Consider the following 25,432-nt stretch of genomic DNA (forward strand, 5'->3'; position numbering starts at 1 on the left):
GATTCTTGTCGTTGAGTGTGGGGGAGCGGAGGTGGTCGTCCCTTGAAACGTGTCGCAAGAGGACGGCCAGGTTCGAGGTGGACGAGAGGGGGACTCGGACATTTATCGCGATCCTTCAGACCGCGATGTACAGGGGAGGGGACCCGGGGTCTGCGTCCCTTCGTGGCCTCCGCCCCTTATATGGGTTGGGCTCCATGGGCCGTTAAGGCCGTGATGATCGTAGATCATATCAAACGAAGCTCAGAACTTGAACCCGCTCATGCGGGCGCGCCATGCTCCCAGGGCGGTGAGGTCCGTGGGAAGGGAATTCCAGCCCTTCCAGGTGTAGTTGCCGATGATCCCGTAGAGCAGGAAGTCGGCGTAAACCGGTTGGTTGCCGAGGAGGAAGGGCTTCTGCTGCACCATGGCGTCGAACCGCGCAAAGTGCGTGGCGGCGCCGGCCCGTAACTGGTCGATCTGTTGGTGCCACTGGTCCACGCAACCCCGGCCGAACTTCCGCTCCTTGTGGCGGATCAACATCGTGCGGGCGACGAAGTCTGTGATGGAGGGGACATAGAAGACGTCGGTGGCGCGGAAGGTGGCTCCTTCCACTTCGTTGTCGAGGTAGTCGATGAGGATGTCGTGAAGCCCTGCGTACGCGGCGGGGAAAAGCGTGCCGCCAGCAAAGGTGACATCGAGATACCGGGCGACATCCTGGGTGTCTGCCCCGGTTTCATAGACGACGCGATCCCCATGCTTCAAGGCTGGCACCTGATAGTAGGCCCCCTGGGTGAGCTCAATCACCTTGGTGCGATCCCAGTTGGGAACGTCGATGACCTCATACGCCACGCCAGCGGCATCCAGGATGCGTTTGACCGGCAGGCAGTACGGACTGTGGGGAAGGTCGTAGAGGAAGAGAGACATGGGGGAGGGAAATTAGGAATTAGGAATTAGGAATGCGGAGTGATGGAGTGGTGGAGTGATGGAGTGATGGAGTGATGGAGTGATGGGGTGATGGGGTGATGGAGTGATGGAGTGATGGAGTGATGGAGTGATGGAGTGATGGAGTGATGGGGTGATGGAGTGATGGAGTGATGGAGTGATGGAGTGATGGAGTGATGGAGTGATGGAGTGATGGAGTGATGGAGTGATGGAGTGATGGAGTGATGGAGTGATGGAGTGATGGAGTGATGGAGTGATGGAGTGATGGAGTGATGGAGTGATGGAGTGATGGAGTGATGGAGTGATGGAGTGATGGAGTGATGGAGTGATGGAGTGATGGAGTGATGGAGTGATGGAGTGATGGAGTGATGGAGTGATGGAGTGATGGAGTGATGGAGTGATGGAGTGATGGAGTGATGGGGTGATGGGGTGATGGGGTGATGGGGTGATGGGGTGATGGGGTGATGGAGTGATGGGGTGATGGAGTGATGGAGTGATGGAGAATCGTGCGGCCCAGTGTCATACGCTCTACGCAGGCACGCAAAAAAGGGACGCGTCCGGAGAGCGTCCCTTGGAAGGAAGAAATGGGTGGGGAGGAGAGAGACCTACCGTCCGTTGTAGGGGCGGAAGAGGCCGACCATGACGCCTTGGATCATGAGTTCCCGGGCGGGAATCAAGTCGGGGTAGGAGGGGTTCTCGGCGCGGAGGAAAGGCTGGCCGTTGTCCACAAGGTACCGCTTGAGGGTTGTTTCCCCGTCCATGAGGGCGGCGACGATGTCTTTGGGCCGGGGATCGCGCTGCTCAAGGATGACGTAGTCTCCCTGAATGATGTGAGCGCCGGTCATGGAGTCGCCCCGGACCTTGAGAGCGAAGGGCTTGGACCGCGGGGAGAGTCCCATGGTGCGGAGGTCCAGGGTGAGATTGCCGTCAGAATGCTCCGGGTTGTCCGCCGTGAAGCCGGCGGGAATGAGGCCGAAGATGGGGATGTCCACCGTCTCACGCTCCATCACCTCTGGGAAAACCACAGCGCGGGCTTTGCCAGCGAGTCTGCGAATCACTCCTTTACGTTCCAGGGCCTTGAGGTGGCTCATGGCGGCTGTCTGGCTGGCGAAACCAAAGTGCAGCTGAATGTCACGCGTAGAGGGCATGACGCCCTGCTGGCGTTGATAAACTCTGAGGAAATCCAGTAGCTCTTGTTGCCGCTCCGTAAGCATGGTTAGATGTGAACACTGTTCGGTTGTGCAGTCAAGAGTTTTTTGGCCATTCGTGTTTTCTGCTTGGAGCCGGGCGCAAGCAGGCGTTATTCCCCGCATCCTATGAAGCGTCTCATTGTGCCCCTCCTCCTTGCCTCACTGGCTCTGCCGCTCGCCGCAGCCCAGGAAAAGAAGAGCGAAGCCAAGAAGCCCGCCGCATCTTCCTCCAAGAAGAGCGCGGCGAAGCCGGCTGAGGAGTCTGCCGCCAAACCCGAGGCGGGCTCTGAGACGAAGAAGACCGACAGCGGCAGTGCGACGGAGCTGGGACTGCCTGACCAGAAGAAGGCGGGGGCTCTGCCGCCACTCACGACGGGCCTGTCTGAACTGGCTTCACAGGCCTTTGCCCGCAAGGACTGGAAATCTGCCCGCAAGTACTACCAGCAGATGCTGGAGGTGGATCCTCTCAACGCCCTGACCCACGCCAATCTCGGGGCGGTGGAGCAGCAGGCAGGGCGCCTGAAGGATGCTCAATCGCTCTTCAGCCGGGCGGTGGCGATCAACCCCTCTCTCCAGCAGACGTGGGTGGCGCTGGGCCTGGTGAGCTATGAAAACGGGGATCTGTACTATGCGCTTTCCGCTCTGGGGCGCGCCATCCATGAGGATCCGGCCGATGCCCGCGCGCACAACTACATGGCCATCGTGCTGAAGAAGCTGGGGTGGCTGGATGCGGCGGAGCTGGAGCTGCTGCGCGCCATCGAGCTGAACCCGGACTACGCCAATGCCAACTTCAACCTGGCGCTGATGTACCTGGAAAGGAAGCCCCCGTCGATCGAGCTGGCCCGACGACACTATGAACGGGCGGTGGCCCTGGGGGCGGCCAAGGATGAGCTGGTGGAGGAAAAACTCAGCCAGCAATAACCGCTGCACAGGGGAAGTTGGCTCCTGAACCCCGTTTCACGATCACTGTCGAAAATGCCGGATCCCGTCCCGCCAGGTGATGCTGCAGCCGCGTGCGGTGTGGCGGATGAGCTGGCCAGTCTGGAAGCACAGGGGCTGCGCCGGCGCCTGCGCACCTTTGTGCCGCTGCCTGCCATGTCTGTCCTTGCGGAGAGCGGGGCGGAGGTGGTGAATTTCTCCTCGAACGACTACCTCGGGCTTGCCGCCAGTGAGGAGCTGAAAGCGGCCATGTGTGAAGGGGTGGGGCGCTATGGGAGTGGCTCGGGCGCCTCGCGGCTGGTCTGCGGCACCTTGCGACCGCATCAGCAGCTTGAGGAGTGTCTGGCGGCGTTCAAGAAGACGGATGCGGCGCTCACCTTCTCCAGCGGCTACGCGACCTCTGTGGGCGTGATCCCCGCGCTCTGCGGCAAGGATGACGTGGTGATTCTGGACAAGCTCAGCCACGCGTCGCTCATTGATGGCGCAAAGCTGAGCGGGGCCACCCTCCGTGTGTTTCCTCATAACCATCTGGAAAAACTGGAACGGCTGCTCGCCGGAGCCCGGGGTGATCACGCCTCACGGCGTGTCTTGATCGTGACGGAGTCGATTTTTAGCATGGACGGTGATGCGGCAGCGCTGCGCGAGATCGTGGCTCTGAAGGAGCGCTACGGTGCCTGGTTGATGCTGGACGAAGCTCATGCCGTGGGCGTGCTGGGCCCGCAGGGGCGGGGGCTGGCGGCGCAGTGCGGTGTGGAGGGCCGGGTGGAGATTCAGATGGGCACGCTGAGCAAGGCGCTGGGGGTGAGTGGCGGCTACATCGCGGCCAGCCGGGCCCTGGTGGATCTGTGTCTGAACAAGGCGCGCAGCCTCATCTACAGCACGGCCCCGCCACCCGCTGTCGCGCACGCTGCGCTGGCGGCGGTGAATCTCACGGCCAGCGCACAGGGAGACGCACTTCGTGCTCGGTTGTTCGCCAACCGGCAGACGTTGGAAAAAGGTCTGCAGACCTCCTTTGCGGATCTCCCGGCGGCGATTCTGCCCTTGCAGGTGGGAGAGGAGCGGGCAGCGCTGGAGGCCAGCACCCAGTTGCTGGAGCGTGGATACCTGATCCCCGCCATCCGTTACCCCACGGTGGCGCGGGGTTCAGCGCGGCTGCGGCTGACGATGAGTGCTGCCCATGAAAAGCTCCAGATCGAAGGTCTTGTCGCGAGCCTTCTCCACATGATGCCGCAACTGCGGCAGGGCGGAGAGCAGTCGCTTTGAGTAGCTCCAGAGCAGCCCATGGCGGGCGGCGAGGGCGGTCTCGAAGCGCATGCCGCTCTTTTCGGCAAAGGCCTTCAGCAACTGCCGGCTGGTTGTTTCCTTGGCAAAGTGCTTCCTGGCATGCTCCAGACCGGCCTGGCCCATCGTCTCGCAGCGCGCGGGATCGATGAGCAGGTTTTCCAGATGGTCGGCAAATGCCTGAGGCTGGCCTTCCTCTGAAATCAGGCCGTTCACGCCGTGCAGCACCATCTCCGGCACACCGGCCAGACGGGTGGAGACGCAGGGGAGCTGGGCGGCCATGGCCTCCATCAGGACGGTGGGCAGGTTGTCCTTGCCGCCGTCATGTTCGGTTTTGCAGGCCAGGGCGAAGACTTGGGTCTCCTCTGTGAGCAGTTTGATGATGGCTGGCATGGGCAGCGGGCCGGTCAGGGTGACGCGATCCTCCAGGCCGAGCCGGGCGATTTGGCTCTTGAGCGGGGCTTCGAGGGGGCCTTCTCCCACGATCCGGCAGTGGAAGGGCTCGCCGCGATCTCGCAGCACGCCACAGGCGGTGATGAGGTCGTCGTAGCCTTTCTTTTCGATGAGGCGGCCGACGCTGAGGATGCCTCCCGGGGCCTTGGACCGGTCAGCGGAGGCCCGGGCGGCCATGAAGGGCTCCAGATCCAGCCCATTGTACACCCGGCGCACCCGGTGGGCGGCGTCAGGGTGCTTTTCCCGGAGCTGGCGGGCGGTGAAATCGCTCACCGTTACCACGAGACTGGCATCCCTGACCAGTTGGGCGCAGCTGGGAATGGACTCCGACTGATTGCAGAAGATGTCGTTGGCGTGGGCGGTGAAGCTGAAGCTGGTGCCGTGGAACTTTCTCAGCCACCAGCAGGTGCGCGCGCCGATGCCCGCGAAGTGGGAGTGGGTGTGCCAGGGGGCATCGCTGCCCATCTTCTTCAACACGTGGCTAATGTAGGCTGCCTCATACACCCGCATCTTGTCCGGGCGGTCTCCCCACTGGCGGAGCGTGAGCACCACGCTCTGGGGCAGCAGATTGGATTCCTTCCACTGCTTGATGAGCTCGATGAGACACTCCTCCTGAGGGAGGAAGTGCACCCGGTCCATCAGCTCGGCGGGGAAATGGCGGATGCTCTCTTCCCGGGTGTCATGGATGGAGAAGATCTGCACCTGCACGCCCAGTCGCTCGAGTTCCAGGATTTCCCGCACGCAGAAGGTCTGCGTGAACGTGGGAAATCGTTCGAACACATAGGCGATATGAGGGGAGGGCATTGTTCTGAGTTAGGCTTTTCCGGCAGGGAGCGCAAGCCCGGAGCAGTGGCCGGGGCGCGTTTCCTGAGAAGTTACTTTATCGTCACTGTTTAGACGGTTGTTCTGCTTTTTTCTTCGCGCGCTTGCAGTTTTTCCCAAGGGTCCTAAAATTGCCTGTCACGGTGGTAGCCACCCTGACAAACAGATTCAAACCATGAAAATACTGCCTCTTCTGCCGTTGTTTGTGCTCACGCTTGCCACCGCGCAGGCTCAGGAGCTGGAAAAAATCACGCAACCGGGAGCGATCTCCGGGACGGTGAACATCAATTTTGCCACCCGCACCCGTCTGACCGACGAAGGCAAGCCGGAGGTGGGGGCCAAGGACACCTATGAACTCGCGCTGGCCGTGGCCAAGACCACTGAGTTCAAGGGCAAGGTGGAACGCCAGCCGCTGATCACCAGCAAGCTGCTGGGTCGCGTGGAGCAGCCCGGGCAGCTCTTCTACTCCCTGGATCTGGCCGTGATCAACCCGGCCAACATGACGCAGAAGAAGACCGTGGGCAAATGGGTGGGCACGGTGCCGATCACTTCCGAGGGGGTGTATGAACTGGAAGGTGCTGGCGACAGCAAGCAGCGCATCAGTGTGGACGCGATCGGCAAGGCACCTGCCTTTACTGACAACTTCGGCGGCCGCCTCTATGGCAAGGGCAAGAAGACCCAGGGCGTGATGTCCTATGTCCGCCAGCTTCAGGGCAAGGAAGTGAAGATCGAGGTCAAGAACACGGACCCGATGCGTTTCGAAGGCGTGCAGATCGCCATGGGGCCGTCCCAGAACTATCCCAAGACGACCGTCAGCGGGAACCTGGACTTCGACTATGAAACGGGCAACTGGCTGACCAACGGCATCCGCTTCAGCTACAGCGTGAACGGCAAGGCCTATGAAGATGTGGTGACCGGCTCCATCAAGTGGGTGGAAGATCCGAACCGCGCCACCAACGGCAAGGGCCAGTACGAGTTCAACCTCCGCTGGAATGAGGCTGCCAACAAGCCCGCCAGCACTGAGGCCGACGCCTTCAAGGGTGCGAGCGATGAAGAAGCCTTCTTCGCCGTGGACAACAGCATCCCCTCCCTCACCGGTGTGGTGAAATACGAAGACACCATGGCGAAGGTCAAGGGTGAAGACTCCTGCACCGCCAGCAAGATCACCTACCAGCTGGACGCCAACCAGCTCACCAAGCAGCAGGTGATGAACTTCCTCAAGCTCTGGCTCATCGGCATCGGACCCACGAACGACGAGTAAGATCTCGAACTCCCCCTGGGGTGTGGAGGGTATCTCCACGCCCCTTTTTTGAACCCATTTCCAACGAACTCACCGACGACTATGAACAAAGGACGCACCCCGCTTTTCCGCTCCCTCATGCGTGCCATGCAACAGGCTGGTCCTGCCGTTTCCGGCAAGACGCGCCGTGACTTCATGCGCCTGGCCGGCGCAGCCATCCCCGCCACCATGGTGGGCCTGCGCGCCCAGGAGAAGGAAGCGAAGAAGGTCTCCGGTGCCGTCGCCGTGGTCGGTGGGGGCATTGCCGGCCTCACGGCCGCCTACCGTCTGCAGAAGGCAGGGGTGGAGGTGCACCTGTATGAGATGCAGGACCGCTTTGGCGGCCGCATGTTCACCAAGCGGGACTTCAACAAGGACGGCATGTTTGTGGAGCTGGGCGGCGAGCTGGTGGACTCCAATCACAAGGACCTCATCGAGCTGGCTGCGGAGCTGGGAGTGGAGATGCAGGGCCTGAAAGAGGGCGAGCAGGGGGTGGACTTCTACCACTTCGGCGGGAAGGTTTATACCGACAAGGACGTCATTGCCGCCTTCGGGCCTCTCGGCCAGAAGATCGCCGCCGACGCGGAAGGCCTCTATGATGACAAGGAGGAGTTCACCGCCAAGGCCAAGCAGTTCGACAACATCAGCCTGAAGGACTACCTCAAGAATGTGGGAGCAGGCACCGACCGCTGGCTCATCAACATGCTGGAGACGGCCTATGTGCCCGAGTACGGCCTGGACTCTGACCAGCAGTCTGCGCTGAATCTCATCGATTTCATCAATCCGGACACGAGTGAGGGCTTCGAGATCTTTGGCGACAGTGATGAAGCCATGCGCGTGAAGGGCGGCAACGACACGCTGCCCACCGCCGTGCATCGTGCCCTGGATGGCAAGATCAAGCTGAACAGCGGGCATCGCCTGGTGCGCATTCAGGAAGACGGCAGCAAGATCAAGCTGACCTTCAGCACGGATGCCAAGACGGTGGTGGCGTCTTATGAGAATGTGCTGATCACCGTTCCTTTCACCATGCTGCGCGGCGTGGACGGCATCTACGATCTGAAGCTGAGCGAGGAGAAGAAGCGCTCCATCAAGGAGATGGGCTTCGGCACCAACCTCAAGGTCATGTACGGGTTCACGGAAAAACTCTGGCGCACACCCGGCGCAGGCCGTGACTTCTTCTGCAACGGCAGCGTGTACGCAGACCAGCCCTACCAGACCATCTGGGAGACCAGCCGCGGCCAGTCGGGCCAGAGCGGCATCATCACCAACTTCATGGGCGGCTCCCCCGGTGCCCAGTACACGCCGGACCGCGTGGACAAGTTCCTCTCCGAGGTGGACGTGGTGTTCCCGGGTCTGAAGGGCAAGTTCGACGGCAACAAGATCATGATGAACTGGCCGCAGATCAAGTTCATGAAGGGCAGCTACAGCTGTCCCAAGGTGGGCCAGTACACCTGGGTGTATGGGGCCGCCGCCTCTGCAGAGCTGGAGGGGCACCTGCACTTCGCCGGGGAGCACACCAGCTTTGAGTCGCCCGGTTACATGAACGGAGGCGTCGAGTCCGGCAACCGCGCGGCAAGAGAGATGCTCGGGGTTGAGGAGGCGTAGAGGAGGGGGAGATTGAGTTGATTTTGAGAACGCTCCGTTGGGTTGCTGGACCTGGCGGGGCGTTTTTGTTTTTGGGGTGGAGTGGTGGAGTGGTGGAGTGGTGGAGTGGTGGAGTGGTGGAGTGGTGGAGTGGTGGAGTGGTGGAGTGGTGGAGTGGTGGAGTGGTGGAGTGGTGGAGTGGTGGAGTGGTGGAGTGGTGGAGTGGTGGAGTGGTGGAGTGGTGGAGTGGTGGAGTGGTGGAGTGGTGGAGTGGTGGAGTGGTGGAGTGGTGGAGTGGTGGAGTGGTGGAGTGGTGGAGTGGTGGAGTGGTGGAGTGGTGGAGTGGTGGAGTGGTGGAGTGGTGGAGTGGTGGAGTGGTGGAGTGGTGGAGTGATGGAGTGATGGAGTGATGGAGTGGTGGAGTGGTGGAGTGGTGGAGTGGTGGAGTGGTGGAGTGGTGGAGTGGTGGAGTGGTGGAGTGGTGGAGTGATGGAGTGATGAGGGGCGGGATTGAGGAAAGGACGGTTCTGGCACCCTTTCAGGGTGCGATGCGTTTTTTTGTGCGCACAGGAGGTGTCAGTCGCTGCGCTCCCTCAACCTCCGGCTACCTTCTGGGATGCCTTCGGCGTGGCTTTTCCGGTGAGGGTCCGACGGAAGGTTCGGGCTTCAACGAGGGAGACGGCGCCGGAGATCGCTGGGCAATGTGTTATTGCATGAAGCCATGAGCTCCCGCCATTCCTCGTGCGACTGAGGCAAACTAAAGTTTGAACTACGAACAGCTTCCAACACCTTGACCACTGACGCACTGCCCACTGACGCACTGTTTTACCGGCCCCGCAGATCGTAACAAATCATCCGCTGGCCGGTGCGGCCGCGCACCTGCTCGTCATAGTTCTGGGTCACATAGAGCAGACCGCGGCTCACGGCGGGGAGGCACCAGGTGTGGGGGGCGTAGAAGAGCTGGGTCCTGGCGGTGACCTTGCAGCCTTGGGCATTCAGGTCCAGCCAGAGCAGGCTGCCCAGTTCCCCAAGGCAGAGGAACTGGCCATCCACCAGCAGCAGGCTGGCGCGCTGGGCGCCCATGCGGGCGGTGCGGCCGGGATTGAGCTCGGTGTCATCCCAGTAGAGGTCTTCGCGCCAGTTCTCCCTGCCCGTCGCCACATCGTAGCACACCAACACGGCCTGGCGCTCGGTCTCGCCGTGAATGCCGTAGAGGCAGCCGTCCCTGTACACCGGGTTCATCCAGTGCACGGCGAACTTGCTGGAGCTCCAGAGCTCTTTGGACTTTAGTTTTTCATCGAACTCCAGCATCACGCCGCCGAGGGGGCGGTTCTTGGGATAGGCGGTGGAGATGAAGACGCGGTTTTGACCCGGAATGGCCACTGGGGAGGCGCCTGTAGCCTGGATGTACTCCTCCGCGCGCCAGGGGTGGCGGTCGTAAACGGAGCCGTCTTCGGGATTGATCGTCAGCAGCCCGCCCGTGGCAGGATTGCCCTCGCCCCCGGCGTAGATCAGCACCACGGGCTTGCCGTGGATCGTGGCTGGCACTGGGGAGGCATAGCTGGCGCCCCAGTCGTCTTTTACGCCCCAGAGGAGCTGGCCGGTCTCCAGGTCAAAGGCCCCCACGCTCAGGCCGGGGTCTGCCAGGGCGGTGTAGCGGGCCTCGCTGTCATCGTCGGGCACGGGGCGTCCTTTGCCGCCCACGTTGACGATCACCTTGTTTCCCAGTACCAGGGGGCTGCTGCCCTGGCCGAAGAAGTCCTGCGGAACGTTGAACTCGGTGCGCAGGTTCCGCTGCCAGAGGATCTGCCCTGTCTCAAGGTCAGTGCAGGTGAGGACGCTGGTCACGCCATGGGTGAGGACACGGCTTCCGGCAATGACCGGTGAACTGCGCGGCCCGTTGGCGAAGCCGTAGCGGTCCCGGTACTCCATGGTATAGCCCTGGGTCCAGTAGCGCTGCCCGGTCTCGGGATGCAGGCATTCCAGCACTTCCTTGCCCGCTTCTGCATGAAACAACACGAGGCGGTCACCCTGGATGGCGGGGGAGGTGTAGCCGTCGCCTTTGCCCACCTCCCAGACCTTCGCTGGCCCGCCCGCAGGCCACTGGTGGAGCAGGTGGGTCTCAGGCGATGTGGCATCGTCGGTCGGCCCTAGGAAACGGTGCCAGTCGCTGGTCTGGGCGGCCGGATTCAGTGCGGAAGGCGCGGCGAAAAATTTGAGCCGGTCAAATGCAGTGGGTTTGATGGGAGCGGCGGCCTCACGGGCCTGCACCGTGGGCGGGGCGGGGTCTTTCCACGGTTCCGCCCTGAGCGTGATGGTGGTGGTGGTGGCCCCGCTCAGGACCGCGGCGCAAAGGAATCTCGAAAAAGGCGTCGTCACAGTGGCATGGTACGGAAGTCGCGACCAAATCCAATCGCTTGTTGCATCGGGGCTTGTGCTTCTGCATGGGGGGGCACCGCTTCTCTGGCAGGAGAGAGTGCTTTGCCTTGACTTGTGTGACGGCGCAGACACCATGCCGTTCTTCAGCAACCATGGCCAACCATCCCAAGCCCCAGCCCAACGAGTGGTACGTTGTGCGCAACTCTCAGATCCACGGCCGCGGCCTCTACGCCCGGAAGGCGATCCCCAAGGACACGTGGATCGTGGAATATGTGGGCGAGCGCGTGGACAAAGATGAGAGCGATCGCCGTGCCAATGCCTTGCTGGACGAGGCCAAGGAGAGCGGGGGTGCCCGCGTGTACATGTTCATCCTCAATGACGAGTGGGACATCGACGGCAACGTGTCCTGGAACACGGCCCGTCTCATGAACCACTCCTGTGAGCCCAACGTGGAGGCTCAGACTTGGGACGAGCAGGAGATCTGGTTCGTGGCGCTGCGCGACATCAAGAAGGGTGAGGAACTCACCTTCAACTACGGCTTTGACCTGGAGTGCTGGGAAGACCACCCCTGCCGCTGCGGCACGGCGTCCTGCGTGGGCTACATCGCAGGGGATGACTACTGGCCGGCGCTGAAGAAAAAAGTGGCTGCCAAAAAAGCGCGGGAAGAGAAGAAGGCGCTGGCCGCTCAAGCCGTGAAAAAGGTTGCCAAGGGCAAGAAGAGCGTGACGAAGAAGAGCGTCGCCAAGAAAGAGGTCGCTGCCAAGAAGGCGGTCGCAGCGAAGAAAGAGATCGCTGTCAAAAAGACGGTCGCCAAGAGCGTCAAAGCTCCCGCCAAGAAGAAGCAGGCTGCCAAAAAGTCCAAACCTGCTGCGAAGTAGCAAGACCTGTCAAAGCAGAGGCGTTCAAGGGCGATGCATTGCATCGCCCTTTTTCGTGTGTTGATTCTGTTGATGGGCTGGAGTTGTCTGGCGAGCGGGAGCCAGGCGGGTTTGATTCAGGACATTGAGTTCGCCAAACCCGATGGGGTGAGCCTTACGCTGGACGCGTTTGTGCCTGAGGGGCCGGGGCCTTTCCCCACCGTCATCCTGGTGCATGGGGGCGGCTTCGACAAAGGGGACAAGACCACCTACATCAAGCCCTTGTTCGAGCCGCTGAGCCAGGCGGGTTTCGCGTGGTTCACCATCAACTACCGACTGGCGGGGCAGCGGCCCTGGCCGGCGTGTCTTGAGGACGTGGAAACCGCCATCCGTTGGGTGAAGGCTCACGCCGCGGAGTACAAGGTGGATGTGAAGCGCATCGCCCTGGTAGGGGAGTCTGCCGGCGGGCACCTTGTTTCCTATGCCGGAGCCCGGTCCCAAGGTGACACGAGCGTCGCGGCCGTGGTGCCGTTCTATGCCCCGCATGATCTGGAAATCCGGGCCCGGGCGCGCCAGGAGGTGAAGGAGGGGGCCGCGAAGATGTTCGGAGTGAAGACCAAGCCGGTGGGAGCCGATTTTGTGAAGTTGGGCAAGGCCTCACCCGTCAATGCGGTGAAGGCAGGGATGCCGCCGTACCTGCTCATTCATGGCGACCAGGATCCGACGGTGCCGCATGATCAGTCCATCGCGTTTCAGAAGAAGATGCAAGCTCTGGGGAACGTGTGTGATTTGATCACCGTGCATGGTGGCGGGCATGGGATGGGGCCGTGGAGCAAGTTGAAGCCGGACTATGCCAAGGAGATGGTGGCGTGGTTGCGGAAGGTGATGGAGTAGGGGCAGTGGGGCGGTGCGGTGGCTACGAGAAATCGCGGAATCTAGATGCGTGATTTGCGTTTGGAGATTCGCGGGACAACTTGCCGCATGGAAAATGAGTTGGATGTCCTTGTCGACGTGGCGGAGCGCCTCGAGAGGGCTGGCTTTGACTACATGCTGACAGGATCCTTGGCCTTGAACTACTATGCGCAACCGCGGATGACGCGGGATATAGATGTGGTTTTGGCCCTCGTGCTCAGAGATGTGACCCGACTGGAAGATGTCTTCGGTGCTGAGTACTATCTTTCGCCGGATGCAGCAAAGGAGGCGGTTCTTCATCAGTCTTCGTTCAATGCCATCCATCAGCGATCCATGATCAAGGTTGACCTGATCATTCGGAAACGTGAGGAGTATCGCCTTGAGGAATTTGGCCGCCGCCACCGTGTTTCCATGGCTGGCAAGGAGCTTTGGATCGTTAGCAAGGAGGACCTGATCCTCTCTAAACTGGAATGGGCCAGAGAATCGCTATCCCAGCGCCAACTTACCGATGTGAGGAATCTTCTCGCCACTGACTGCGACTTGGACTATCTTTGGCTATGGGCGTCGCGCTTGAATCTGACCGATATCCTGACACAGGTTTCTCCATAGGGGATACCTCGCCGGAAATCAATCGGATGATCTTTGAGCGCACGATGCGTCTGACAGGTGAGGAGCGCTTCATGATGGGAGTTCGCATGTTTGACGCCGCCCGACAGATCGTTTGGTCAAGCTTGCCGGCTGGTCTGTCCGAGTCTGAGCGCAAGCTGGTCTTTTTTGAGCGGATGTATGGTCAATCGCTGGATGATGCGTTGATGCAGGGCATCAAGTGAGGTCCCTCTTTGTCGCCCGCTGTTTGGGGGCGCAAAAAAGAAAGCCTGCGTCGAGCAGCAAAAGGGTGCCGAGGAGTGAAGAGGCGGAAGAGCTTGCTGCGCAACGATCCGGCGTCCCTCCGGGACGCAAGATGGATAGATCGTGAGTTCCGGTGGTTGTTCACCACCGGCTCCAGTCCGATGTCATCAGGGAAATAAGTCGCTTCATCGTGGCACCTCCCAGGGGGTGCAAGTTGAGGGCTGAAAGCCCGGAATAATTCCAGCCTTGGGCAACGCCCAAGGTCATTGGGGAACAGAGATGCTCAGGGCTGTAGGCCCGGTTCATTCAGGGATGTTTGTCGTGGGCAGGTTTGATGAGGTCGGGCCTTCAGCCCTCAATGAGTCTTTGATCTGCAAACCTTGGGCGATGCCCAAGGCTGCAATGAGGCCGGACCTTCGGTCCTTTTGAACCTGTGATCTCACCAACTGGAACCTCAATGCGCCACCCTGACGCCGATCCCATTCTGAAACCCATTGGCAGTCAAAACAGCGGTGCCATCACTTTTCCCTGATGGCATTGGGCTACAGTCCGATGTCCCTCCGGGACTTGAGGCGGGACTTGCGCGCAGGGTGGGCCCGGAGTTCTCAAGGAGCGGCGAGGTGTTGGCGATGTTGGGAAGAAGTTGACTCCTCGGCCTGCCGTTTGCGGTGCAAGTGTGCGAGGGATGAAGCGGAGGAAGAGCTTCATCGTCCCGCATGCGGGAAGGATCTACGAACAACTTCCATCATCCCCAACCAAGCACGAAAATCCAACGCAGGCTGACGCATGTACTCCGTACAGCTACACTCCCAACACCTTGACGCACTGGCCACTGACGCACTGCCTTACTGGCTCAAGGAAGCGGGAAGCTGCGATTGATGTCGGCTACGGTGCGCTTGATGTTGTCCAGAATCACCGGTTTGTCGCGATACTCCAGCGCCTCGTGGATGAGGGCGGCGATCTGCTTCATCTCGGGCTCCTTCATGCCGCGGGTGGTGACGGCGGGCGTGCCCATGCGGATGCCCCCGCCCAGGGTGATCTTTTCCGTGTCGAACGGAATGCCGTTCTTGTTTACGGTGATGCCGGCGAGGTCGAGCGTCTCCTGGGCGAGTTTGCCATTGAGGCCGCGGGGGCGGAGGTCCACGAGCATGACATGGTTGTCCGTGCCGCCGCTGACGATGCGGTAGCCGTGGGAGGTCATGGCATTGGCCAGGGCCTGGGCGTTGCGCACCACCTGCTGTTGATACGCCCTGAAGGAGGGCTGGAGGGCTTCATGGAAACAAACCGCCTTGGCCGCGATCACGTGCATGAGTGGTCCGCCTTGCACACCGGGGAAGACCTGGGAGTTGATCTTCCTGGCCAGATCCTCGTTGTTCGTCAGCACAATGCCGCCGCGGGGGCCGCGCAGGCTCTTGTGCGTGGTGGAGGTGACGAAGTCTGCATGGGGCATGGGGCTGGGATGCACGCCGCCTGCCACGAGGCCGGCGATGTGGGCCATGTCCACAAAGAGGTAGGCCCCCACGCTCTTGGCGATCTCCGCCATGCGGGCGAAGTCGATGATGCGGGGATAGGCGCTGGCCCCGGCAGTGATCATCTTGGGCTTGCACTCCTCGGCTTTCTTGGCCAGCGCGTCGTAGTCGATCCGCTCGTCCTTTGGGCTCACGCCGTAGTGCACCACTTCGTAGAAGCGGCCGGAGAAGTTGGCCTTGTTGCCGTGGGTAAGGTGCCCGCCGTGGCTCAAGTCCATGGTCAGGATCCGGTCACCGGGATCCAGCACGGAGAAATAGACGGCCGCGTTTGCCTGGGATCCGCTGTGGGGCTGCACGTTGGCGTACTTGGCGCCAAAGAGCTGGCAGAGACGGTCAATCGCGAGCTGCTCCACCTTGTCCACCTCTTCGCAGCCGCCGTACCAGCGCCTGCCTGGGTAGCCTTCGGCGTACTTGTTGGTGAGGCAGGTCCCCTGGGCGGCCTGCACGGCGCGGCTGGCGAAGTTCTCGCTCGCAATGAGCTCGATGTTGTTCTGCTGGCGGTGTTCCTCTGCGACGATGAGCTCGGCGATGGCCGGGTCCACCTGCTTGATCACATCTGCCGCGCGCTTGCGCAGGGAGTTCATCTTGTCCACCCGGCGGGCATGGCGGCCGCCTTCGAAGGGGGTGGAGACGAAGGTTTCCACGATCTCGACCGCGTCATCCAGAGAGGTGGTGGCACCAGCCAGGCAGACCACGTTGGAGTTGTTGTGCTCCCGGGTCACCTTGGCGGTGGCCACATTGTGGACCAGAGCGGCCTGGATGCCGGGGTGGCGGTTGGCCGTGATGCTCATGCCGATGCCGGTGGTGCAGACCAGTACGCCCGCGCTCACCTCGCCGCTGAGGACGCGGTGGCAGACGGCTTCGGCAAAGTCAGGGTAGTCCACGCTGCCCTTCCCGTGGGTGCCGAGATCGCTCACGGGGTAACCTTTGGAGCGGAGGCGGGCCACAATGGCGTCTTTCATCTCCAGACCCCCGTGATCCGTCCCGATGGCGACGGCGGGGAGCTTCACCGCGGGGGGGGGGGCCACCGTCGGGTCGGCCGGGGTGGCGCTTTCTGCGGTGGGGACGGCAGCGGCTTCTCCAGCCTCTTGGGTGGAGCCGTTCTGCTTGTCAAACGTCTGGTCGATGTAGGCGACCACGCTGGGCAGGACCTTGAGCAGGATGTCGCGAGTCTCTTCGTAGGCGTCGAGCCCAGCGCCGAAGGGGTCGTGCACATCCCGGCCCCGCAGTTCGTCATCGGCGGCAAATTCGCTCACCAGATAGGCCTTGTCGGAGGCCTCGGGGAACATCATCTCGATGGCACGCAGGTGCCCCTCAGACAGGGCAAAGATGTGCGTCACGTCATCCAGGAGCTCCTTGGAGACCTGCTGGCTCTTGAATCCAGGCAGATCCAGGCCCATGCGGCGCAGCAGTTCCACCGTGTTGCGGCTGGCGCTGTCTCCCGGGTAGGCACCTACTCCGGCGGAGAGGACCTGGTAGTCGCGGCGTTCCTTGACGAGATCGCGGAAGAGGGCCTCCGCCATCGGGCTGCGGCAGGTGTTGCCGGTGCACACAAAGAGGACGCGTTTCAAGGGCAGGATAGGTAAGGGTTGGTCGGAAGCGGGGGCAGTGAAAATGCCCCCTCCCACCGGGTTTGTCAAAGCCGCGGCGAAGTTTGGCTTTTCAACGGCACGCTCCCCGCTACTGTCCCCCGCATGCTTCAGATTGTTTTCAATGAGATCAGCGCCTCCGAATTGTCCCGGCTGCCGACCCCGGTGCAGTTCACCCTGCTGGAGGCATTGAACATTCAGCCTGAAGACGTGGACCAGAACCGGATCGAGCAGCGCTTTGGCGTCATCCTGCGCGGTGCGGGCAAGCTCTACCGCTGTCGTGCGGGCGACTACCGCATCTACTTCGCGGTGGAGGACTCGCACGTGAATGTGCACCGCGTGCTGCATGGCAACACGCTCAAGGACTTCCTTTTCCGCAGCAACCTCGGCAGCGCCGGGGAGGATGAAGTCCTTGGGGAATCAAAAAGTTTCTGGAAACTCATTGAAGAGGGCGAGCGCACCCTGAAGATGGTCTGAGCCGCACCGCGGGCCGGGACGGCGAGACCAGATTCCTTATGAATCCAACGACTCCGCCTGATCCCGATCGCAAAAAGAACCCCTCCAGTCTCGATGAAGATCTGGAGGTGGGGGCCTCTGGAGAAGACAGGGCCTGCGATCGACCCCGCTTCCTCCTGCCGCGCCTCTTCGGCCGTGCGCCGGGGAGCGCCCCTGGCATCGAGGTGGCGGATCTGGGCAAGATGACCAGCAGTCCGGACCGCGTCATTGTGACCTGTATCGACTACGCCCCGTCTGAGGTGTGTGCCGTCGATATCCTGGACATCGATGACTTTCTGGCCCAGCACCGCCCCGCCTGGTCCTCTGTGAGGTGGATCAATGTGGACGGGCTCACCGACATGAAGGTGATCCAGGCCCTGGTGGCGAAGTATGATCTGCACCCGCTGGCGGTGGAGGATACGCTGAACCCCTGCACCCGCCCCAAGGTGGAGATCTACCCTGGGGATGACGGGCATCAGGCCCGGCTCTTCCTGGTGGCCAAGATGATCTCCATGGAAAAGAAGGGGCTGCACTGTGAGCAGATCTCGTTTTTCGTAGGCAAGCACACGTTGCTGACCTTCCAGCCCACGCGCGGAGACATCTGGGATCCGGTACGCCAGCGCATATGCAAGTCTGGATCCCGCATCCGGCAGAATGATGTGAGCTTCCTGCTCTACACGTTGTTGGACGCGATCGTGGACCAGTGTTTCCCCGTGTTGGGGGACTACAGCGACCGTCTGGAGGACCTGGAGGAAGAAGTGCTCCTCCGGCCCACGCCGGCAGTGATCAACCGCATCCATCACCTCAAGCACGAGCTGCTCCTGCTCCGCCGGGAGTTCTGGCCCATGCGGGAGCTGATTCATGGTCTGCAGCGGCTGGATCATGACTTGTTCTCCGAGACCGCCTCCCTCTTCATGAGGGATGTCTATGATCATGCCGTGCAGGTCATTGAGCTCATGGAGACCTACCGGGAAGTCAGCATCTCCATCATGGAGACCTACATGAATGCGATGAGCCACCGCATGAACCAGACCATGAAGGTGCTCACCGTGCTCTCCACCATCTTCATGCCCCTGTCCTTCCTGGCGGGTGTGTATGGCATGAACTTCCAGCACATGCCGGAGTTGGAGACCGGGTGGGCCTATCCCTGGTTTTACCCCATCGGCTTCTGGGCCATCTGTGTGACTATTGTTTCCGGCATGTTCTTCTTGTTCAAGAAGAAGAAATGGCTCTAGGGAGACGGGTGCCTGTGGAATGTGTGCTCCGCTGCCTGAGGCGGGGACGTATTCCTGTTTTCCCCCGTTCCTCTCTATGACGCTCGACGAACTTCTCGCCTCTGAAGCCACCCGCACTGCTGAGTTCCCCGTGGCGGAGAAAAGCATCTTCATGGCGCACGCGGGCGTGTGCATCCTGCCGCGGCGTGTCACCCGGGCCATGCAGGAGTATCTGGAGATGTGCTGCCTCCAGCACCAGGAGAGCGGGGACGTGTGGCGTCATCTCAATGAGACGCGAGTCATCGCGGGCAAGCTTATCGGGGCCCGGGCCAGCGAGATCTCCCTGCTCGGGCCCACCTCCCTGGGACTCAGCCTGGTGGCCAACGGACTGCCCTGGCAGGCGGGGGATGAGATCGTGTGTTATCACGATGACTACCCTGCCAATGTGTACCCCTGGATGGATCTGCAACGCCATGGCGTGGTGCTGAAGTTCATCAAGACCGGGGCCCCCGGGGCGATCACCGTGGAGTCCGTGGAGCAGGCGCTCACGCCCAGGACGAAGCTCGTGGCCCTGGCCTCGTGTCACTTCTTCACCGGCTGCCGGATCGATGTGAATGCCATCGGCCGCATGCTGCGCCAGCGGGGTGTGCTCTTCTGCCTGGATGCCATCCAGACGCTCGGCGCCTTTGACACCTCCGTGGAGCATGTGGACTTTCTCAGCGCGGATGCCCACAAGTGGATGCTGGGACCGATGGCGGCCGGCATTTTCTACGTGCGAGATGAGGTTCAGGAAATGCTGCGCCCCAGCCTGGTGGGGGCGTGGAACGTGAGCTCGCCCAACTTCATCGCCCAGGACGAAGTGGTCTTTGAAAAAGGTGGCCGCCGGTATGAGCCGGGTGTGCTCAATGCCGCGGGACTCTATGGCATGAGGGCGGGGTTGGAGATGCTGCTGGAGTTTGGCATGGAAAACGTCAGCAACCGCCTGCTCACGCTGAAGCGGCATCTTGTGCCCCGGCTGGAGGCCCTCGGGTTCGAGGTATTGCCACCCACGGATGGGGCGGCGGCCTCCGGCATCACCACCGCCACGCGCAGTGGCGGCGTGCCGCTGGAGCGGGTGTTCGAGCACCTGGCCGCCCATCAGGTGGTCGTCTCCCTGCGCCACAACCGGGCGGGGGTGGCGCATCTGCGCTTCAGTCCGCACGTGTACAACACGGAAGCGGAGATCGACCGGGTGGTGGAAGTGATGGCCAGCGCAAACTGACGGGAGGGTCTCCGGTGATACAACGCTTAAAAGCGAATGCCATCAGGGAAAAAGGGCGAGGCCGATTGTCTCTCTTTTGCCAATGAACTGAGGGTTGGAGGCCCGGGCTGGTATGACGCCGGACCGTTGGTCCTCAGTTTCATCATGAAACGATGTTGATCGCTCTGCCCAGTCTTATCCCTGCTGGCATTGGCATTTATGCGGGCAGGAAGCAGCCATCCAGTGCGGGGCTTCGGATCGCCCGCGGCTCATGACATGCGATCTGGCCTCCCTTCGTTCACCCGCTGGGGGCGGCGGTTCCCAGCCCGGACCAACCAAGCACCAAGCACTCGAAACATGGCAGGGCAAGTGAGGTGCTTCCTGCAAAAGACCGCCCAACACCCCACCCCCGACCCCTTGCCCACTGCCTCGTGAACTCAAAGCTCCTTTGGCATCCAGGGCTCCAGCTTGCTCACTTCTGCTTTCGCACTCGAAGTAACAGGAATGCCCCAGAACTCAAAGAAGGGCCCAAGGTTCTTTTTTGTGATCTTGGAGAACCGGATCAGGAACTGATCGCGTTTTTCCTCATCGTTCTTGGGCGTGGGGCCAAAGGAGGGATCGGCAAAGGACCAGATGTACTTCTTGTAGTTCTCCCAACCAAAGCCCTGCACGAGCTGAACATAGGTGGTGAGGGCATGGAAGGGGTCGCCTTTCCAGATGGCCCATTTCTCGCCTTGATCCTTGGCTTTCTTCGCAGCGTCGATGTGTTTCTTGATGGACTCCGGGCTCACGCCGCCGTGGCCGATCAAGAGTTCCTTCTTGAGCACCTCGGTGTAACAATAGAGGCCAAAGACGTTGTTGGTGACTTCGCCGGTGCCTTCGAAGGTGAAGTTGCCGCGCTGATGGTTGTGGCCGATCTCGTGGTAGAAGCCCCAGCCGGGATACTTGATGCGGCCGTAGGTCACCATCTCCGCAGACTCCGGGGTGTGAATCATGATGGGGTAACCAGAGTGCATGAAGCCGGCGCTGATCTGGACATCGGCCACCATGCGTTCCGGGCGGGTGCGTTCGGCGGTCTGGTTCGAGATGTCATCCTGCGCCGTGACCACCCGGTCCCAGAACTCCATGAGCTCGGTGGGATTGGTGATCTTGCGGGCGACTTCGCTGGGCAGGCTCACCACCATCTTCTCACCGGCGAGTTCCGCCCAGGGGCCCTGGGCCTTTTTGATGTTGTTCCACTGCTCATCAGTGTCACGCCCCAGCTTGAAGTAAGGCGACTCGACCGCGCCGGCGATTTTCACCTTGAACGGCTCCGAGGCATTTCGACGCGCCCTTCCCGGAACGGTGATGTACACCAGGCCACCAAACGCAGTGCCCATCTTGGTTTCGACATTCTCGATGCCCACGGTGCGGGTGATGTCTGGCGCACGACGCCAGCTCTCCAGGTGGTAGAGTGTGTCGCTGTGGCAGCCCACGCGAATGGAGAAACCATTCCCCACCATGGCTTCCGGCACGGTCACAGTGATGGGTTCACCCGCCACTGCGTAGAGGCCGGTGCTGGTCCACCCGTCGATGTTGGCATCCACGGTTATTTCCTTGGTGACACGAGGCGCGTCCTTGGCCGGCTGGCCGGGAAACACGGCGGAGGCCGGGTGGGCGGCCACGGTGGGGCTGCTGGCCAGACGCAGTACGCGGGTCTCCATGCCCAGGCGGATGCGTTGCGAGGCGTGCTGGGCCATCGTCAGGGGCTGCTCCCTGGTGGGCACGCCGGAGTCCCCTTCACCCAGCGCGCCCATGACGGCACCCTGGAGGGAGTTGCGCCCCGGAGGCTGGGCGGCCAGGGCCACCTGGATGGCGTTCGTGCCCTGGCCGATGTCGTCGGGGTTCAGGGAGGGGCCGCCTTCCCGCTGTTTTTTGATCGCGGTGATGGCGTCGAAGGCGTTCATCATGCGGGGCAGTTCTGTGCGGGCGGAGAACTGGCGGATGGTGGCGGCATCAAATCCACTGGAGTCAGTGAAGGCGAGTCCGGTGGGCATGATGGCGTTGTTGAAGCCGTGGGCGATGCTCAGGGCCTTGCCGCCGCTCGTTTGTTCAAAGGCCCATCCCGTCATGGCCGCGATGATGCCGCCGCCTCCCTTGATGTACTCGATCGCTGCCTGGCCTTCGGCGGGATCGGTGATGCCCTGGGCATTGAGAATGACGACGTCATAGTCATTGAGCGTCTTCTTTTCCAGCGGGCCGTCCATCTTTTCGGCGCGGAGCCCTTTCTTGTCGAGGAAGGCGATGAGGTTGCTTCCCTTAACCCCGATGCGGGGCTTCTCCTTGTTGCCCACCCAGCGCACGGCATTGAGCAGCAGTGTGCCCATCCCGCCATCGCCGGCGTCCTCGGCGCTCAGATAGCTGTTGTGGCCGAAGAGCATGAGTCGGCCCTTGCCATAGCCGGCGGCGGCGGCGAGGGCGAGCTCCGGTTTGCCGGTCTCGGCGGCGGAGATCACGGGGAAGGCCAGATTTCCCCAGATGGCCACCGGCCCGGGGGCTCCGAGCCTTGGGATCGAGGAAACGCCTGAAAGAATCTTGGCGCGTTCCGCGTTTTGCCATTCACCGGGTGTTGCGGCAGGTGTCGGAGCGGTGCCGGGCGCAGCGGGCCTGATGGGGAGGGCGGTCTGGGCGGTGCCCACGCCCTGGGACAGGGCCAGCAGGAGGGCGAGGGTGAGGGGCAGTGGTTTCATGGCGGTGGGTGGATGGATGGGCGGGAGCGGAGACGATGAGCAGAGGGGGAACCGGGGCGTGGACAGGGAGCGCCGATCTTCCCTGGTTCCGGGAAAAACAGCGTGCGCAGGGGTCTGGGGCTGGCCTCAGGCGGGGCGGGCGGGCAGGATGACCTCCTGCAGCACGCTGCCATCAAGGCGGGACATGGTGACGGTGAGTTGTTGTTTGCTGGCGTGACCGCGTATGATCGTGGCGCGCTCCGGCTTGGGGCCGCCGCCCACCAGCTGGGCATAGGGCACGCTGGCATCAGCAGGCAGCCAGTGGGGCTCATGGGTGTGGCCGGAGATGACGAGTTGCACCCCGGCCTTCACCAGCAGGTCGTGCCACTTCGCCCGGCCATCGGCGCAGTATTCGCCGCCTTTTTTCTCATCTTTCCAACGCAGAGGGATGTGGCAGAAGAGGATCTTGTACGGGGCGGACTTGAAGTGCGGCTTCTCGATCTCCTGCGCCAGCCACCGGGCCTGGAGCGTGCGGAAGGCGGCAAAGTCATTGAGCCCTGCATAGACTGGATGATCGTCCGGCTTGTCCTCGCCAGTGTCCAGCACGAGAGCTCCCACCGGACCCTGACGGAAGGAGTAGTACCACTGCGTGCCCTCCACCTGGGTGAAGCGGGGCAGATGGCGGGCGGCCGGGCCGCGGACATCGTGATTGCCGCGGACAAAGAAGTAAGGGACGCCCGTGGCAAAGGCCACGCCCTTCGGGCTCAGGTACTGCTCCACCATCTTCTCCTCCTTGTAGATGTCATTGGTGACATCTCCGTTCCAGAGCAGGAAATCGCCGGGCTTTTCCTGATGGAGGGCGTGCAGCTTCTGCAGCGTCTCCGCCTGCTCGTGGGTGTCGTTCCAGACGGTGAAGGTCGTTTCCTCGGCCGAAGCGTTCAGGGTGCGGAAGGTGTGGACCGCGCTGTACACGGCCGGGCCGCGCTCGATCTTGTAAGCATTGCGGAAGTTCACCGGACTGGCTCCGACACGGTAGTGGTAGGTGGTGCCTGGTTTCAGGCCTTGCAGCCGGATCTTGAAGGTGCGCTCATCATACGGCATGAGGCCGCCGTCTGCACCGCCGGCCTTCTGGCCCAGGGCGGCCGTCTCGCCATATTCGATCCATCCCGAGCCGAAGCCGTTGGTCGCCCAGAGGATGCTGACGGCGTCTTCTGCAGGATGGGTCAGCACCGGGGCGCTGGCGAAGCCAAACGGCGCAGCCTCAGGAGCAGGGGCCGCCGCCGGAGGGGTGTTGACGGCGGGTGCCTCTGCAGCGGCGACCGCGCCACCCACCGGGAACAACGTGCTGCAAGTGAGAAAGCGGCGTCTCTTCATCTCCCGCTGATGGCCATGCTTTTGGGGGTGTGACGCAGTTTAGCGATAAATCACTACCAAAAACACGAGGGCCTCACCCTTGCCCGCGTTCAGAATGGCATGAGGCACGTCTGCCCGGTAGGTGGTGGAGTCGCCATGGTGCAGGGTGTCTGTGTCTTCGTTGGACTCCACCTTCACCAGCCCTTTCACCACCGTGAGGAACTCGCGCGTACCTTCGAAGTGCGGGGCGCTGCGCAAGGCTCCGCCGGGCTGCAGCTCGACTTCGTAGAACTCCACATCCTTTTCCAGATTTAGCGGGCTGAGGGTGCGGATGCGGCAGTGGTCATCAGACCGATAGTGGAAGGCGCGGTCATGATGCCGGATGACGGTGATGGAGGAGCTGACGCCCGGTGTCTCGATGAGCTCGCTCAAGCTCATGCCAAAGGCCTGGGCGATGCGCAGCGTCACGGCGAGCGTGGGGTTGGCCTGTTCCCGCTCGATTTCGCTCAACATGGAGCGGCTCACGCCACTGGCTCCTGCCAGGGCCTCCAGGGACCAGTTGCGGTCTGAGCGGAGCTGCTTCACCCGCGCGCCCAGGTGGCGGCTGATGGCTTCTGCGGGGACGTCTTTGACTCGGGCGGCAGCTTTTCTGGGCATAATCTTCTACAATAAACCGGAATTTAGTCTTGCATACCGGAAAAATAGAATCCAAAATACCGGCGGAAGCATCCGTTATACCGGACAGTGAGTCCCAGATGCTCTGCCATCCTCATTCAGTATTGACTGCCATGCCCTCGATGAAAGCCCTTGTGAAAGCGAAGTCGGAACCCGGACTCTGGTTGGAGGACGTGCCGGTGCCCACCGTGGGGATCAATGACGTGCTCATCCGCGTGCACAAGACGGGGATCTGCGGTACAGACTTGCACATCTACAAGTGGGATGACTGGGCGCGCCGCACCATCCCGGTGCCGATGGTGGTGGGGCATGAGTTCGTCGGCGAGGTCGTGAGGGTGGGGGACAACGTGAGTGACTTCCACCCGGGGGAGATTGTCAGCGCGGAAGGGCATGTGGTCTGTGGTCGCTGTCGCAACTGTCTGGCCGGGCGTCGCCACCTGTGTGCGGATACCAAGGGTATCGGCGTGAACCGTCCGGGAGCTTTCGCGGAATACATCAGTGTGCCGATGACGAACGTGTGGCACCATCGTGAAGGGGTGGACGAGGAGGTTGCCTCCATCTTCGACCCCTTTGGCAATGCGGTGCACACCGCCCTCTCGTTTGAAGTGCTGGGAGAAGATGTGCTTATCACGGGTGCCGGACCCATCGGCATCATGGCGGTGGCCATTGTAAAACACGCGGGTGCCCGGCACGTGGTCATCACGGATGTGAATGACTACCGTCTTGACCTCGCCCGGCAGATGGGGGCGACGGTGGCGCTGAATGTCACGCGGGGGAACCTCAAGGACGTGCAGAAGCAACTCGGGATGAAGGAGGGCTTTGATGTGGGCCTGGAGATGTCGGGCAACCCGGCTGCCTTCCGCAGCATGATCGACAACATGTGCCATGGCGGCAAGATCGCCATGCTGGGGATCCCGTCGGAGGAGATTGCCATCGACTGGAACAAGGTGGTGTTCAACATGCTCACCATCAAAGGCATCTACGGTCGTGAAATGTACGAGACCTGGTACCAGATGAGCGTCATGCTGGAGAGCGGTCTGAACATCAAGCCCGTCATCACGCACCGGTTCCACTATACGGATTTTCAGAAGGGCTTCGAAGCCATGATCTCGGGATTGAGCGGCAAGGTGGTGCTTGACTGGAATTAACCTCTAGAACCCAAA

General features: G+C 61.7%; 21 protein-coding genes. 13 read left to right on the top strand and 8 right to left on the bottom strand.

The window, feature by feature from the left end; all coding sequences use genetic code 11:
- Positions 1-240 precede the first annotated feature (240 nt).
- The gene (locus VSP_RS04775) at positions 241-903 is read right to left on the bottom strand and encodes a glutathione S-transferase family protein (RefSeq protein WP_009959116.1); all 663 of its coding nucleotides are present in this window, start codon (positions 901-903) and stop codon (positions 241-243) included.
- 623 nt (positions 904-1,526) lie between these two features.
- Positions 1,527-2,135, bottom strand: coding sequence for a transcriptional repressor LexA (gene lexA, locus VSP_RS04780; protein WP_009959117.1), 609 nt, complete (start codon positions 2,133-2,135; stop codon positions 1,527-1,529).
- Between the two features lie 102 nt (positions 2,136-2,237).
- Here lexA and VSP_RS04785 point away from each other — a divergent pair, with 102 nt between their 5' ends.
- Both VSP_RS04785 and VSP_RS04790 read left to right on the top strand, forming a co-directional pair.
- A complete protein-coding gene (locus tag VSP_RS04785; protein ID WP_009959118.1) occupies positions 2,238-3,032 on the top strand; it encodes a tetratricopeptide repeat protein in 795 nt (264 codons plus the stop codon).
- 54 nt (positions 3,033-3,086) lie between these two features.
- A complete protein-coding gene (locus tag VSP_RS04790; RefSeq protein ID WP_009959119.1) occupies positions 3,087-4,313 on the top strand; it encodes an aminotransferase class I/II-fold pyridoxal phosphate-dependent enzyme in 1,227 nt (408 codons plus the stop codon).
- Here VSP_RS04790 and VSP_RS40650 read toward each other — a convergent pair.
- Positions 4,194-5,588: a glycosyltransferase family 4 protein gene (locus tag VSP_RS40650; RefSeq protein WP_009959120.1), complete on the bottom strand. Its 1,395-nt coding sequence runs from the start codon at positions 5,586-5,588 to the stop codon at positions 4,194-4,196. The genes VSP_RS04790 and VSP_RS40650 overlap by 120 nt on opposite strands.
- Before the next feature lie 193 nt (positions 5,589-5,781).
- Between VSP_RS40650 and VSP_RS33875 the strand changes: the two genes are divergently transcribed.
- The 3 genes from VSP_RS33875 to VSP_RS33880 all read left to right on the top strand — a co-directional run bounded on the left by VSP_RS33875 (position 5,782) and on the right by VSP_RS33880 (position 8,879).
- Positions 5,782-6,867 (top strand): hypothetical protein, encoded by a 1,086-nt coding sequence (locus VSP_RS33875; RefSeq protein WP_009959123.1) that lies wholly within the window; start codon positions 5,782-5,784, stop codon positions 6,865-6,867.
- Positions 6,868-6,948: 81 nt separating this feature from the next.
- Complete coding sequence (locus VSP_RS04810) at positions 6,949-8,490, top strand: flavin monoamine oxidase family protein (RefSeq protein WP_009959125.1); 1,542 nt, start codon at positions 6,949-6,951, stop codon at positions 8,488-8,490.
- A 23-nt stretch (positions 8,491-8,513) separates the two neighbouring features.
- Positions 8,514-8,879 carry a hypothetical protein gene (locus VSP_RS33880; RefSeq protein ID WP_157210742.1) on the top strand — a complete coding sequence of 122 codons (366 nt, stop codon included), beginning with the start codon at positions 8,514-8,516 and terminating at the stop codon, positions 8,877-8,879.
- A gap of 415 nt (positions 8,880-9,294) precedes the next feature.
- Here the strand turns inward: VSP_RS33880 and VSP_RS04820 are convergent, their stop codons facing one another.
- Positions 9,295-10,848, bottom strand: coding sequence for an outer membrane protein assembly factor BamB family protein (locus tag VSP_RS04820; protein ID WP_009959127.1), 1,554 nt, complete (start codon positions 10,846-10,848; stop codon positions 9,295-9,297).
- Positions 10,849-11,000: 152 nt separating this feature from the next.
- Between VSP_RS04820 and VSP_RS38915 the strand changes: the two genes are divergently transcribed.
- The 4 genes from VSP_RS38915 to VSP_RS33890 all read left to right on the top strand — a co-directional run bounded on the left by VSP_RS38915 (position 11,001) and on the right by VSP_RS33890 (position 13,447).
- Positions 11,001-11,726 carry an SET domain-containing protein gene (locus VSP_RS38915; protein WP_009959128.1) on the top strand — a complete coding sequence of 242 codons (726 nt, stop codon included), beginning with the start codon at positions 11,001-11,003 and terminating at the stop codon, positions 11,724-11,726.
- 57 nt (positions 11,727-11,783) lie between these two features.
- Positions 11,784-12,599, top strand: a complete 816-nt coding sequence (locus VSP_RS04830; protein ID WP_198141315.1) for an alpha/beta hydrolase — start codon at positions 11,784-11,786, stop codon at positions 12,597-12,599.
- Between the two features lie 87 nt (positions 12,600-12,686).
- Positions 12,687-13,226 carry a hypothetical protein gene (locus tag VSP_RS04835; protein ID WP_009959130.1) on the top strand — a complete coding sequence of 180 codons (540 nt, stop codon included), beginning with the start codon at positions 12,687-12,689 and terminating at the stop codon, positions 13,224-13,226.
- A gap of 26 nt (positions 13,227-13,252) precedes the next feature.
- Positions 13,253-13,447: a hypothetical protein gene (locus VSP_RS33890; protein WP_009959132.1), complete on the top strand. Its 195-nt coding sequence runs from the start codon at positions 13,253-13,255 to the stop codon at positions 13,445-13,447.
- Positions 13,448-14,319: 872 nt separating this feature from the next.
- Here VSP_RS33890 and rpiB read toward each other — a convergent pair.
- Positions 14,320-16,566 (bottom strand): ribose 5-phosphate isomerase B, encoded by a 2,247-nt coding sequence (gene rpiB / locus VSP_RS43740; RefSeq protein WP_009959134.1) that lies wholly within the window; start codon positions 16,564-16,566, stop codon positions 14,320-14,322.
- Positions 16,567-16,689: 123 nt separating this feature from the next.
- Here rpiB and VSP_RS04850 point away from each other — a divergent pair, with 123 nt between their 5' ends.
- From VSP_RS04850 to VSP_RS04860, 3 genes are all read left to right on the top strand, one after another.
- Positions 16,690-17,061 (top strand): type II toxin-antitoxin system RelE family toxin, encoded by a 372-nt coding sequence (locus VSP_RS04850; protein ID WP_009959135.1) that lies wholly within the window; start codon positions 16,690-16,692, stop codon positions 17,059-17,061.
- A 38-nt stretch (positions 17,062-17,099) separates the two neighbouring features.
- A complete protein-coding gene (gene corA / locus VSP_RS04855) occupies positions 17,100-18,314 on the top strand; it encodes a magnesium/cobalt transporter CorA (RefSeq protein WP_009959136.1) in 1,215 nt (404 codons plus the stop codon).
- Positions 18,315-18,390: 76 nt separating this feature from the next.
- Entirely contained in the window at positions 18,391-19,554 is a 1,164-nt protein-coding gene (locus VSP_RS04860; protein ID WP_009959137.1) for an aminotransferase class V-fold PLP-dependent enzyme, read from the top strand.
- 416 nt (positions 19,555-19,970) lie between these two features.
- On the opposite strand, the gene VSP_RS04865 is transcribed toward VSP_RS04860, so the two are convergent.
- The 3 genes from VSP_RS04865 to VSP_RS04875 form a co-directional block, all read right to left on the bottom strand.
- The gene (locus VSP_RS04865) at positions 19,971-22,262 is read right to left on the bottom strand and encodes a M60 family metallopeptidase (protein WP_009959138.1); all 2,292 of its coding nucleotides are present in this window, start codon (positions 22,260-22,262) and stop codon (positions 19,971-19,973) included.
- A 126-nt stretch (positions 22,263-22,388) separates the two neighbouring features.
- Positions 22,389-23,615: a purple acid phosphatase family protein gene (locus VSP_RS33895; protein WP_081452401.1), complete on the bottom strand. Its 1,227-nt coding sequence runs from the start codon at positions 23,613-23,615 to the stop codon at positions 22,389-22,391.
- 39 nt (positions 23,616-23,654) lie between these two features.
- Positions 23,655-24,251: a helix-turn-helix domain-containing protein gene (locus VSP_RS04875; protein ID WP_009959140.1), complete on the bottom strand. Its 597-nt coding sequence runs from the start codon at positions 24,249-24,251 to the stop codon at positions 23,655-23,657.
- Positions 24,252-24,391: 140 nt separating this feature from the next.
- Here VSP_RS04875 and tdh point away from each other — a divergent pair, with 140 nt between their 5' ends.
- On the top strand, positions 24,392-25,417 hold the full coding sequence (gene tdh / locus VSP_RS04880; protein WP_009959141.1) for an L-threonine 3-dehydrogenase: 1,026 nt from the start codon (positions 24,392-24,394) through the stop codon (positions 25,415-25,417).
- Positions 25,418-25,432 lie beyond the last annotated feature (15 nt).

Origin of the sequence: Verrucomicrobium spinosum DSM 4136 = JCM 18804 (assembly GCF_000172155.1) — a bacterium.
Classification (GTDB): Bacteria; Verrucomicrobiota; Verrucomicrobiia; order Verrucomicrobiales; family Verrucomicrobiaceae; genus Verrucomicrobium; species Verrucomicrobium spinosum.